Source organism: Actinomadura sp. SCN-SB (assembly GCF_043906805.1).
Lineage (GTDB): Bacteria > Actinomycetota > Actinomycetes > Streptosporangiales > Streptosporangiaceae > Spirillospora.
The window spans coordinates 19,468-30,702 of sequence record NZ_JBIMPP010000084.1 but is presented as its reverse complement, the minus strand read 5'-3'; the positions used below and the strand labels follow the sequence as shown (position 1 = coordinate 30,702).

Annotated in this window: 11 protein-coding genes; 7 read left to right on the top strand and 4 right to left on the bottom strand. The window is 72.2% G+C overall.

Features of this window, described 5'->3' with window-relative positions:
* Window positions 1-64: 64 nt before the first annotated feature.
* The 4 genes from ACGWYJ_RS34515 to ACGWYJ_RS34500 form a co-directional block, all read right to left on the bottom strand.
* Entirely contained in the window at window positions 65-862 is a 798-nt protein-coding gene (locus tag ACGWYJ_RS34515; protein ID WP_395110770.1) for an ABC transporter permease, read from the bottom strand.
* The gene (locus tag ACGWYJ_RS34510; RefSeq protein ID WP_395110769.1) at window positions 859-1,743 is read right to left on the bottom strand and encodes an ABC transporter ATP-binding protein; all 885 of its coding nucleotides are present in this window, start codon (window positions 1,741-1,743) and stop codon (window positions 859-861) included. The genes ACGWYJ_RS34515 and ACGWYJ_RS34510 overlap by 4 nt, the downstream gene beginning before the upstream one ends.
* 43 nt (window positions 1,744-1,786) lie before the next feature.
* The gene (locus ACGWYJ_RS34505; RefSeq protein WP_395110768.1) at window positions 1,787-2,854 is read right to left on the bottom strand and encodes an ABC transporter substrate-binding protein; all 1,068 of its coding nucleotides are present in this window, start codon (window positions 2,852-2,854) and stop codon (window positions 1,787-1,789) included.
* A gap of 77 nt (window positions 2,855-2,931) precedes the next feature.
* Window positions 2,932-3,765: an IclR family transcriptional regulator gene (locus tag ACGWYJ_RS34500; protein WP_395110767.1), complete on the bottom strand. Its 834-nt coding sequence runs from the start codon at window positions 3,763-3,765 to the stop codon at window positions 2,932-2,934.
* Window positions 3,766-4,001: 236 nt separating this feature from the next.
* On the opposite strand from ACGWYJ_RS34500, the gene ACGWYJ_RS34495 reads away from it, so the two are divergent.
* From ACGWYJ_RS34495 to ACGWYJ_RS34465, 7 genes are all read left to right on the top strand, one after another.
* Window positions 4,002-4,541, top strand: a complete 540-nt coding sequence (locus tag ACGWYJ_RS34495) for a UGSC family (seleno)protein (RefSeq protein WP_395110766.1) — start codon at window positions 4,002-4,004, stop codon at window positions 4,539-4,541.
* A gap of 11 nt (window positions 4,542-4,552) precedes the next feature.
* Window positions 4,553-5,653 (top strand): hypothetical protein, encoded by a 1,101-nt coding sequence (locus ACGWYJ_RS34490; protein WP_395110765.1) that lies wholly within the window; start codon window positions 4,553-4,555, stop codon window positions 5,651-5,653.
* Complete coding sequence (locus ACGWYJ_RS34485) at window positions 5,646-5,903, top strand: hypothetical protein (protein ID WP_395110764.1); 258 nt, start codon at window positions 5,646-5,648, stop codon at window positions 5,901-5,903. The genes ACGWYJ_RS34490 and ACGWYJ_RS34485 overlap by 8 nt, the downstream gene beginning before the upstream one ends.
* Entirely contained in the window at window positions 5,900-7,276 is a 1,377-nt protein-coding gene (locus ACGWYJ_RS34480) for an FAD-dependent oxidoreductase (protein ID WP_395110763.1), read from the top strand. The genes ACGWYJ_RS34485 and ACGWYJ_RS34480 overlap by 4 nt, the downstream gene beginning before the upstream one ends.
* On the top strand, window positions 7,273-8,952 hold the full coding sequence (locus ACGWYJ_RS34475; protein ID WP_395110762.1) for a dihydroxy-acid dehydratase: 1,680 nt from the start codon (window positions 7,273-7,275) through the stop codon (window positions 8,950-8,952). Before ACGWYJ_RS34480 ends, ACGWYJ_RS34475 begins: the two co-directional genes overlap by 4 nt.
* A 206-nt stretch (window positions 8,953-9,158) precedes the next feature.
* Complete coding sequence (locus tag ACGWYJ_RS34470) at window positions 9,159-10,079, top strand: NADP-dependent oxidoreductase (protein ID WP_395110761.1); 921 nt, start codon at window positions 9,159-9,161, stop codon at window positions 10,077-10,079.
* Window positions 10,080-10,112: 33 nt separating this feature from the next.
* Complete coding sequence (locus ACGWYJ_RS34465) at window positions 10,113-11,210, top strand: CapA family protein (RefSeq protein ID WP_395110771.1); 1,098 nt, start codon at window positions 10,113-10,115, stop codon at window positions 11,208-11,210.
* The last annotated feature ends 25 nt before the right edge of the window (window positions 11,211-11,235 follow it).

Here is an 11,235-nt window from a genome sequence, read left to right as displayed (position 1 = left end):
GGGCCCCGACCCGATCACGATGACGTCCCGAACGTCGCTCACCGCATCCCCTCGTCAATCCTCATCACCGGTTCAAGTCGTGCTGACCGTACACGGACTCGTGCCACGGAATGAAGAACCGCTTGAGCCCGTTCACCACGAAGTACAGCAGCAGGCCGAGGACCGACAGCAGGATGATCGTCGCGAACAGGGCGGGCGCGTTCAGGTCGTTGAGGGTGCGCACCACCAGATAGCCCAGGCCCTCGCTGCCGCCCAGGTACTCGCCGACGATCGTGCCGATGATGGCGAACACGATGCCGACCTCCATGCCGGCGAAGACGTACGGCATGGTGCTCTTCAGCTCCAGGTGCCGGAACGTCTGCCAGCGGCTGGCGTTGAGGCTGCGCATGACCTCGCGCTGGCCGGACTCCACCGAGCGCACCCCGAGCTGCACGTTCAGCATGATCGGGAAGAACGCCAGCATCGCCGCCATGATCACCTTCGAGGTCATCCCGAACCCGAACCAGATCACGAACAGCGGGATCAGCGCCACCTTGGGCACCACCTGGGACGCGACGATGACGGGGCGGAGGCTGAGCTCCAGCCACGGGACCTTGCCGAGCACCACGCCGATCGCCACCCCGGCCACCAGCGCGATGAGGAACCCGGCGATGGTCTCGGTCGCGGTGACCTGCGCGTGGTCCCACGTCGACCCGTCGGTGACCACGTCCTTGAGGGTGTCGAACACCTGCATGGGCGGCGGCAGCACCAGGTCGGAGATGCCGAACACCCGGACCAGCAGGTCCCAGCAGGCGAAGAACACCAGCAGGATCAGCGGGGTGCTCAGCCAGGGCAGCAGCTTGCGGGACCGGTTGCCGCTCATGCGTTCTTTTCCTCGTCCTCGTCGAGCGCGTGGCGCAGGTCGCGTGTGATGGTGCCGAACTCCGGCTCGGTCTGCACGTCGAGGCCGCGCGGCCGTTCGAACTCGATGGGCATCACCTGGCGGATCCGGCCGGGCCGCGGCGTGAGCTGCACGACCCTGTCGCCCAGGAAGACCGCCTCGGTGATGTCGTGGGTCACGAAGACGACCGTGGCGTTGGTGGCCAGGGCGATGCGCTGCAGCTCCAGGTTCATGCGCTCGCGGGTGAGGGCGTCGAGCGCGCCGAACGGCTCGTCCATCAGCAGCAGCTTGGGACGGGTGCTCAGCGCCCTGGCGATCGCGACCCGCTGGCGCATGCCGCCGGACAGCTCGCGCGGGTAGGACCGCTCGAACCCGCCGAGGCCGACCAGCTCGGCCAACTCCCGGGCGCGGGCCAGCCGGGACGCCTTGTCGTCGCCGCGCAGCCGGAGCGGCAGCGCGATGTTCTCGGCGACGGAGTACCAGGGGAACAGGTTCGCCTCCTGGAAGACCACGCCGAGCTGCGAGACCACCGAGGAATCGACCTTCGAGCCGTCCCACAGCGAGTTGCCCTCGACCAGGATCTTGCCCTCGGAGGGGCTGAGCAGCCCCGCGAGCATGCGCAGCAGGGTGGTCTTCCCGCAGCCCGACCGCCCGATCACCGAGACGAACTCGCCGTCCCTGATCGTCAGGTTGATGCCGGAGAGGGCCACGGTGTGCGCGCGCTTGGTGTGGAACTCCTTGCCGACCCCGATCAGCTCCAGCTTGGCCACCGCCGGGGACGCAGGGCTCGTGTCGTCGGAGTCAGGTCGCATGACCGGTGTTCCGGCGGTCTTGCCGACCGTGCCTGCGCTTTCGGCCGCCATCCCGCTCCTTCCTTCGGTGTCCGCCATGGATCCGTCCCGCCCCTCAGGACTTGGGCAGCAGGCCGTTGTCGTACCAGGACGCGGGGTCGGCCCCGGGCTTGAGGATGCCCGCGTCCGTCAGCTCCTTGTAGCCGGCCGCCCAGGCGTTCCGGTCGGTGACCAGCAGGGGCTTGTTCGGATCGCCGCCCGTCCAGCTCTCGCGCAACATGGCGAGGCTGGCCTTGGCGATCTTGTCGTCGTTGAGGGTGGCGAAGGAGTACTCGCCGCGGAGTTTCCTCAGCACGCCGTCGAACGTCTTGTCGGCGACGAGCTCCGCCATGGCGTCGTGGATCCCGGCCAGGAAGGCGCGGAGTCCCTCGGCCTCCTTCTTGCGGGCCTCCTTCGTGGTCACGTACGCCTGCGAGTCGGCCTTGACGTACTTGGCCGGGTCGAACATGGCCGCGTCGGGGTTCTGGTCGATCAGGACGTTGGCGGTGTCGGTGCTCACCACGTAACCGGCCAGCCGCCCCCGCTGCACCAGGTCGAAGGTGCCGGGAGAGAGGCCCACGACCTGCCGCTTGGTGCGCGCCGGGTCGATTCCGGCGCTGGCCAGGATGAGCGAGACGACCTTGTCGCTGGTGCCGCCCTCGGACGGGACGCCCATCGTCTTGCCGATCAGGTCCTCGGGCTTGTTCACCGGGCGCCGCTTGCTGTAGATGAGGCGCACCGTGGACGTCCGGAAGGGCGTGGCGATGTTGACCAGCGGCTGGTTCCGCTCGGTGATCGCCGTCATGATGTCGATCTGGCCGACGCGCGCGACCGGCGCGATGCCCGACAGGAGCGTCTGCATCGCCTGGGGGGTGCCCCGGGCGGCCTGCAGCCGGACCTCCAGCCCGTGCTTCTTGAAGTACCCGCCCGCGACGGCGAGCAGTTCCGGGGCGAGCGCGAGGGTGTCGAGAGGCAGCGGGCTCAGGAAGGTCAGCCTGCCGTCGCCCCCGCCCCCGCTCGCAGCGGGTGAGCCGCATGCGGCGAGCGCGGGGCCGGCGGTCGCGGCGGTGACCGTGAAGGCCGCGCACCGGAGGAATCCCCTGCGGCTGACGGGGGGCGGTGCGGGTGGGGTGGTGGCGGACACGATCCGTCTCCTGTTCGGTTCCGTCGGCTCACGCCGTAGCCGACCGGAATGAGACTCCCGCCACACTGCGGCTCTGACTACCCACGTTTCCGCATATCGGAAGACCGCATAGCGGAAGAACGGGGGACGGAAGGGACGCGCGTGTCATACGGGGCACCGGTCCGTGGCCGTGCCTGCGGGGCGCCCAGGGCGCGGGAGATGCCGCGGACGGTGGCCAGCAGGTGCGCCAGGCGCGGCGCGTACGGCTCGTTGCGCCGCAGGATCAGCGACAGCGCGGCGACGACCGTCCCGCCCGGACCGTGAATGGGGGCGGCGACCGAGGTGTACTCCTGGCGGATGTCGGTGGTGGCGTAGCCGTGCAGCCGGACGTCGGCGAGCGTCTGCCGCACCTGGTGCTCGGTCACCGGCGCGTGCCAGCTCGGCACCTCCAGCGGGCCGGTGACCACCTTCTCCTGAAGCTCGGGCGGCGCGTACGCGAGCAGGACGAGCCCGATGGCGGTGGCGTACAGCTCGTACCGGCCGCCGACCTGGGCACGGTCGGTGGCCGTCTCCGGGCTGAGGAGCCGTTCGAGGAACACGTACTGGTCCTTCTCCCTGACCGCCAGGTGGACGCCGCGCTGGGTGGTCTCGAACAGGTCCCGCATGAACGGCTGGGCGACCCGTTGCAGGCCGACCGACCTGGGCGCGACGGCCGCCACCTCCCACAGCCACAAGCCGATCCGGTACTCGCCGGAGTCGTCACGTTCCAACGCGCCCCAGGCGAGCAGCTCGGTCACGATCCGATGGGTGGTGGTGAGCGGTACGCCGGACCGCCGGCTGATCTCCGAGAGGCTCAGGCCGTCCGCCGCGTCCTTGATGGTCTCCAGGATGCGCAGCGCTCTGCGCAGCACCGATCGTCTCTCCTCGGTCATCGTCTGCGTCCTTCCGCGAGGACGGCCCGGCGCCGGGGGTGGGCGGGCCGGGACGCCCGCGACCGCGGGCGCCGGAGCGTCGATTGTGCCCCATCCCGCCTTCCGATATGCGGAAAGTCCGGTAGTCACCGCCCGGCCGGGGAGCGATCTTCGGGAGGCGGGCGCGGCCCCGGCGAGCGCCGGAGCGCCCCCTCTGCCCGCACGATCCGACCGCACGATCCGGAGGTGCCGGAGACATGACAGGACGCGAGAGGCTACTCGACCCCACGGGCTTCGACGAGCGGACGGCCGACACCACGCTCGCGCCGCGGCCGGCCGGCCTCCGTGGGCTGACCGTCGGCCTGGTGGACAACACCAAGCCGAACGCGCAGGTGCTGCTGTCGGAGATCGCCGGCGAGCTGAGCCGCCGGTTCGGTACGCGCGGGTCCCGGATGTACACCAAGGGCTACTTCGGGACCCCCATGGAGGACGACCTGCTCAAGCAGGTCGCCGAGGAATGCGACGTGGTCGTCACGGCCGTCGGCGACTGCGGCTCGTGCAGCGCCGCCACCGTGGCCGACGGGATCATGCTGGAACGTGCCGGAATCCCCGCCGTGAGCGTCATCTCCGACTCGTTCCTGATGTCCGCGCGCGCCATGGCCGCGGTCCAGGGGTTCCCCGGATTCGAGTTCATCGCGGTGGAGCACCCCGTGGCCAGCCTGGACGCGGGCCGGTTGCGGGACCGCGTGCTCGCGGTGATGCCCGACGTCCAGCGCATCCTCGGCGCGGAAGCCTGAAAGGACATCGAATGAGCACAGTCGCCGACGCCCCGCTGGCCGACGCCGCGGAGATCCGCTCCGCCCTCGAGTACTACGCCGGGCGGGACTGGACCGACGGGCTGCCCGTCGTGCCGGTCACCGAGTCCTACCTGGCCGAGTTCCTCGCCACGACGAGCCGCGACCCCGACGAGGTGGTCTTCGGCGTCCCGCATCTGAACCGGCGGTGCACGGTGCGGCTCGCCGCCATCAACGCCGCCCTCGCCGGCTGCCTGCCCGAGTACTTCCCGGTGGTGCTCGCCGCCTGGGACGCGTTCGCGGACGAGCCGTACCCGAAGAAGGGCATCTGGCAGAGCACGACCGGCACGGCCCCGCTGCTGGTGGTGAACGGGCCCGTCCGGGAGCGGATCGGCCTGAACAGCAAGGGGAACGTGTTCGGATCCGGCTTCCGGGCCAACGCCACCATCGGCCGCGCCATCCGGCTCACCGCCATCAACGTCTTCGGCCTCCGCCCGCACCAGCTCGACCAGGCCACGCAGGGCACGCTGGCCAAGTACTCCGCGTGCATCGCGGAGAACGAGGAGGAGAGCCCGTGGGAGCCGCTGCACGTCGAGCACGGCCTGTCGCCGTCCGACAGCGCGGTGACCGCGATGGTGGTGCGGTCGTGCCTGCACATCGAGGCCCGCCACACCCGTCTGCCGGAGCAGCTCGGCCTGGACCTGGCCGACAGCATCAGGCGGACGGGCGCGCTCATCCACGAGACCAGCAGCGCGCTGATCGTCCTCGGCCCCGAGCACGCCCGGGTCTTCGCGGCGGCCGGATGGAACAAGGACGACGTGCGGCGGTTCGTCTTCGAGCACGCCGTGAACTCCCGTTCCGAACTGGCGGCGGTCGGCAAGGACGCGGTCTCCCGGCACACCCGCTGGCGGCTCCCGGCCGACCACCCGGACGCGGTGCCGGACCACGCCAGCCGGAGCGACGACCCCGACCGGGTGCCCGCCCTGGTCGCGCCCGGCGCGGTCCAGGTGATGGTGGCGGGCGCCAACAACGCGGGCGTCTCCACGATCATCGAGGCGTTCGGGCCGCGCGACCACGCCGTGTCGATCGCCCGGGTGGGTGACCTCGATGACTGACGGCCCGCACCTGGACGGCACGGAACTGGACGGCGCGCTGGGCGGGTTCCGCGACATGCTCGCGACCGACGGCTACACGCTGAGCTGGTCGCTGAACGGCGAGAACGGGGTCGTGGTGCGGATCGCGGCGGGCGAGGACGCGTGCGCCGACTGCCTGGTCCCGCTGCCGGTGATGGAGACGATCATGTCGAACGCGCTGGAGCCGACCCCGTACACGCTGGACCACATCGTCCTGCCGAGCGGCTCATGAGCCCGGCGGAGCGCCCGCGCCCGGCGACGGTCACCGAGCCGGCCCGCACCACGCCGGTGTACGGAGAGTTCGACGTGGTGGTCGTGGGCGGCGGCCCGGCGGGGATCATGGCGGCCACGGCGGCGGCGCGCGCCGGGCACTCGGTGATCCTCCTCGAACGGTACGGATTCCTGGGCGGGGCGGGCACGGCGGGCGGCCTGAGCACGTTCTGCGGGCTGCACGCCAAGGTGTACGGCGAGCACCGGCGCGTCATCCACGGCCTGGCCGACGAGCTGCTGGAACGGCTCGCCAAGCTGGACGGCCTCTCCGAGCCGCACCTGACCATCAACGACGGCATCCTGGCCCAGGCGTTCGACATCTCCGCGTACAAGATCGCGGCGGACGAGCTGGTGACCGGCTCGGGCGCCCGCCTGCTGTTCCACGCGACGGCGGTGGGCGTGGTGATGGGCGACGACGACACGCTGGACGCGGTGCTGATCGAGTCCAAGTCGGGACGGGCGGCGGTGCGCGGCCGGGTCTTCGTCGACGCGTCCGGTGACGCGGACGTGTCGGCGTGGGCGGGCGTCACGTACGAGAAGTCGCCCGGCCACGACGGGATGCTGTACCCGTCGCTGATGTTCCGCATCAACGGGGTGGACGCCCAGGCCGCGGGCGAGGCGCCGTGGCGGACGGTCGAGCGGCTGATGGAGGAGGCCGAGCGCGCCGGGACGCACACGTTCCCCCGCAAGAAGCCGATCGTCCGCCCGCAGCGCAACCCGCTGGAGTGGCGCGCCAACCTCACCCAGCTCAGCAACCCCGACGGCAGCGCCATCGACGGCACCGACGTCGACGAGCTGACCCATGGCGAGTTGCAGGGGCGGCAGCAGGTGCTGGACGCGTTCACCTTCATCCGGAACCGCACTCCGGGGTTCGGCGACTCCTACATCGTCGATCTGGCCCCGCAGATCGGGATCAGGGAGACCCGGCGCATCGTCGGCCGCTACCGGCTGACCGAGGACGACGTCCGCGACTGCGCCGACTTCCCCGACACGATCGGCGTCAACGGCTGGCCGATCGAGGCCCACGTGTCCGGCACGGTCGAGTTCCGGTGGCCGCGCGGCGAGAACCCGCGCGGGTACAACCAGCTCCCCTTCCGGATGCTCGTCCCGGACCGGATCCGCAACCTGTACGTGGCGGGCCGGTGCGCGTCGATGACGCACGACGCCCAGTCCGCCGCCCGGGTGACGGGACCGTGCTTCGCCATGGGCGAGGCGGCGGGCACGGCCGCCGGGCTCGCCCTGTCCTCGGGCGCCGACTGCGGCGCCATCGACGTCGCGGACTTGCAGCGCAGGCTCGAACGGGGCGGCGCCTTCCTGGGCCGGGAGGCGTCATGACCGGGCCCAGGCCCCTGCGCTCCAACCTCGCGCCGGGCAGCACCCCGTGGGCGATACGCCGGGCGCAGTGGACGGCGCTCGGCCTCACCCCGGAGGACATGGAGAAGCCCAAGATCGCCATCGTCAACAGCTCCTCGGACCTGGCGAGCTGCTTCAGCCATCTGGACGGTCTCGTCGGGCCGCTGAAGCAGGCGATCCGCGACGCCGGCGGCATCGGGTTCGAGGTGCGCACGGCCGCGCCGAGCGACGCGATCACCAGCGCCGGGGCGGCGGGCCGGTACATCCTGCCCAGCCGCGACCTGATCGTCGGCGATATCGAGGTGGCGGCGGAGGGCGCGCTGCTGGACGGGATGGTGTGCCTGTCGTCGTGCGACAAGACCACGCCCGCGCATCTGATGGCGGCGGGGCGGCTCAATCTGCCGACGGTCGTGGTGTCGTGCGGGTACCAGCCGTCCGGCGTCTTCCGGGGCGAGGAGGTCGACTTCGAGGACGTGTTCCGCTACGCCGGTCACGTCGCCGCCGGGCGGATGACCGTCGACGACCTGGCCGAGATGAGCGCCTGCGCGGTGACCGGCCCCGGCGTGTGCGCGGGCATGGGCACGGCCAACTCCATGCACATCGCCGCCGAGGCGCTGGGCATGGCGCTGCCGGGCAGCACCCCGGTGCGGGCGAACAGCCCGAGGATGTGGGAGACCGTGGCCGCCGCCGGGCGGCGCGTCGTCGAGCTGGTCGGCGAGGACGTCCGGCCGCGCGATATCCTGCGCCCCGGGGCGTTCCGGGACGCGGTCATCGCGATGCTGGCGATCAGCGGCTCGGTCAACACGCTCAAGCACCTCCAGGCCGTGGCGGTCGAGGCGGGATGCGACGTGGACGTCTACGCGCTGTTCGAGGAGTACGCGCCGAAGGTGCCGCTGCTGAGCGCGGTGAAGCCGAACGGCGACCACGGCATCGCCGAGTTCGAGGCGGCGGGCGGCGCGCTGGGCCTCATGCACCGGCTGGCCCCCATGCTCGACCTCGACCGGCCCACGGTGGCGGGCGTGCCGGTCGGCGAGGCCGTCGCGTCGTTCACCCCGCTGGAGTCCGCGGTGATCCGCCCGCTGGACAGGCCCTTCGCGCGCCACCCCGGCATCGTGGTGGTGCGCGGGTCGCTCGCCCCGGACGGCGGCGTGGCCAAACGCACGGTCGCCGACGACGGCGTGCGCCGTTTCCGCGGCCCGGCCACGGTGTTCCGCTCCCGCGAGGAGGGGCTGGAGGGGATCCGCGGCGGCGAGGTGCGGCCCGGCCAGGTCGTGGTGCTGACCGGGCTGGGCCTGCGCGGCTCCCCCGGCATGGGACTGACCTCGGCGTTCGTGTTCGCCCTCGACGGCGCGGGTCTGGGGGACGAGGTCGCGTTCGTCACCGACGGGCAGATGTCCGGGCTGGTCAACCGGGGACTGGTGGTGGCCGAGGTGAGCCCGGAGGGCGCCGTCGGCGGCCCGCTCGGGCTGGTCAGGGACGGCGACGTCATCGCCATCGACCTGGACACCCGGTCCATCGACCTGGAGGTGACCGAGGCGGAGCTGGCCGAGCGCCGCGCGGCCCTGCCGGACACCGCTCCCCCGGCCGGCTGCGGCTGGCTGTCGGTGTACGCGCGTACCGTCGGCCCCCTCGGACGCGGCGCCACGCTGGGAGGCTGAGCCGCCGCGGACGTCAGGCCGTGGTTGTCCGAGCCGTACCGTCAGCCGTGCCGGCACGGCGCGAGATACATGTGCATCGCACAAGAATCCAGAGTCGTCCCTGGTGGCGCGGTCGTCCCCCGGATGGTGCAGTCATGGGCGGCGCGCTACCTCCAGGTGGCCGGTGATGGGTAGGTGAACGTCCAGACGGACGGAAGGGGACGCGCATGCCGAAGGCGGTCAGGTTCAACGGGTACGGCGGGATCGACGTCCTGCGGGTCGTGGAGGTGGAACGTCCCGTGCCCGGCCCGGGGCAGGTGCTGATCAGGGTGAAGGCCGCGGGGATCAACCCGGGTGAGACGTCGATCCGCGAGGGCCTGCTGCACCAGCGCTGGCCGGCGACGTTCCCCTCGGGACAGGGCAGCGACCTGGCCGGGGTGGCCGAGGAGATCGGCGAGGGCGTCGAGGGCGCGTCCGTGGGCGACGAGCTGATCGGCTTCACGCACGACCGGGCCAGCCACGCCGAGTACGTCGCCGTCCCCGCCGGCAACCTGACGCCCAAGCCCGGGAACGTGCCGTGGGAGGTCGCGGGCGCCCTGTTCATCGCGGGGACGACGGCGTACGCGGCGGTCCGCGCGGTGGGGGCCGGGGAGGGCGACACCGTGGTGGTGTCGGGCGCGGCGGGCGGCGTCGGCTCGATCGCGGTGCAACTGGCCCGCAACGCCGGCGCCGACGTGATCGGGCTGGCGGGCGAGCGCAACCACGGCTGGCTGGCCGGGCACGGCATCCGTCCCCTCGCCTACGGCGACGGCGTCGCCGACCGGATCCGGGAGGCCGCGGGGGGACGGGTGGACGCCTTCATCGACACCTTCGGGCGGGGCTACGTGCGGCTCGCCCTCGATCTCGGGGTCGCCCCGGAACGGATCAACACGATCATCGACTTCGCGGCGGTGGCCGAGCACGGCGTCAAGGGCGAGGGCACCGCCGCGGCGGCCAGCGCGAAGGTGCTGGCCGAGCTGGCGGCGGCCATCGCCGCCGGGCGGCTGGAGGTCCCGATCGCCCGGACCTACCCGCTGGAGAAGGTCCAGGACGCCTTCCGGGAGCTGGAGAGGCGGCACACCCGGGGCAAGATCGTCCTGGTTCCCTGAGCGGCTGGGGAGGCCGGTGCCGGCATGGGAACCATGGGGTCGGTGACGTTGGCGCTCTGCGGGGACGTCATGCTCGGCCGTGGTGTGGACCAGATCCTTCCGCATCCCGGCGACCCGGTGCTGCGCGAGCCGTCGGTGCGGGACGCCCGCGAGTACGTCTCGCTGGCCGTGGAGGCGAACGGCCCCCTTCCGGAACCGGTTCCCTTCGACTGGCCTTGGGGCGACGCCCTGGCGGTGCTGCGGGAGTCCGCTCCCGACGCCCTCGTGCTGAACCTGGAGACCAGCGTCACGCGGGACGGCCGGTTCGCCCCCGGCAAGGAGATCCACTACCGGATGAACCCCGCCAACCTGCCCTGCCTGGCCGCCGCCCGGCCCGACGTGTGCGTCCTGGCCAACAACCACGTCCTGGACTTCGACCTCCAGGGCCTGCACGACACGCTCGACGCCCTGGACTCCGCCGGTCTGCGGACGGCGGGCGCGGGCCGGGACGCGAGGGCCGCCGCCGCGCCCGCCATCGTCCCTGTCGAGGGCGGCCGGGTGCTGGTGTTCGCCTTCGGGATGCCCTCCAGCGGGGTCGATCCGTCCTGGGCGGCCACCGGGGACCGGGCCGGGGTCGCGTTCGTCCCCGAGCCCTCCGCCGCCGAGGCGGCCCGCCTCCTCGACCACGTCAAGCGCGTGAAGCGGCCGGGCGACATCGCGATCGCCTCGATCCACTGGGGCTCGAACTGGGGTCACCACGTCCCCCGCGACCAGGTCCGCTTCGCGCACGCGCTCATCGACGGCGGGGTGGACGTCGTCCACGGCCATTCCTCGCACCATCCCCGCCCGATCGAGGTGTACCGGGGCAAGCCGATCCTGTACGGCTGCGGCGACCTCATCAACGACTACGAGGGGATCGGCGGGTACGAGGGGTTCCGCGACGACCTCCGGCTGCTCTACCTGGCCACCCTCGCCCCCGGGACCGGCGAACCGGCCTCCCTGCGGATGGCCCCGATGCAGGCCGGGAAGATGTCCCTGCGCCGCCCCGGCGACGAGGACATCGCCTGGCTCCGCCAGACCCTGGAGGGGAGCAGCCGCGCGTTCGGCACCCGCGTCACCCGGGATCCCGACGGCCTGCTGTCCCTCGCCTGAGACGGGGCACGCCCCGGATCGGCGG

Bases quoted from the DNA above. Each gene is read 5' to 3' on its own strand.
- ACGWYJ_RS34465 (WP_395110771.1), top strand. From the start codon at position 10,113: ATGGGGTCGGTGACGTTGGCGCTCTGCGGGGACGTCATGCTCGGCCGT.
- ACGWYJ_RS34500 (WP_395110767.1), bottom strand. From the start codon at position 3,765: ATGACCGAGGAGAGACGATCGGTGCTGCGCAGAGCGCTGCGCATCCTG.
- ACGWYJ_RS34480 (WP_395110763.1), top strand. From the start codon at position 5,900: ATGAGCCCGGCGGAGCGCCCGCGCCCGGCGACGGTCACCGAGCCGGCC.
- ACGWYJ_RS34470 (WP_395110761.1), top strand. From the start codon at position 9,159: ATGCCGAAGGCGGTCAGGTTCAACGGGTACGGCGGGATCGACGTCCTG.
- ACGWYJ_RS34475 (WP_395110762.1), top strand. From the start codon at position 7,273: ATGACCGGGCCCAGGCCCCTGCGCTCCAACCTCGCGCCGGGCAGCACC.
- ACGWYJ_RS34515 (WP_395110770.1), bottom strand. From the start codon at position 862: ATGAGCGGCAACCGGTCCCGCAAGCTGCTGCCCTGGCTGAGCACCCCG.
- ACGWYJ_RS34510 (WP_395110769.1), bottom strand. From the start codon at position 1,743: ATGGCGGCCGAAAGCGCAGGCACGGTCGGCAAGACCGCCGGAACACCG.
- ACGWYJ_RS34490 (WP_395110765.1), top strand. From the start codon at position 4,553: ATGAGCACAGTCGCCGACGCCCCGCTGGCCGACGCCGCGGAGATCCGC.
- ACGWYJ_RS34495 (WP_395110766.1), top strand. From the start codon at position 4,002: ATGACAGGACGCGAGAGGCTACTCGACCCCACGGGCTTCGACGAGCGG.
- ACGWYJ_RS34485 (WP_395110764.1), top strand. From the start codon at position 5,646: ATGACTGACGGCCCGCACCTGGACGGCACGGAACTGGACGGCGCGCTG.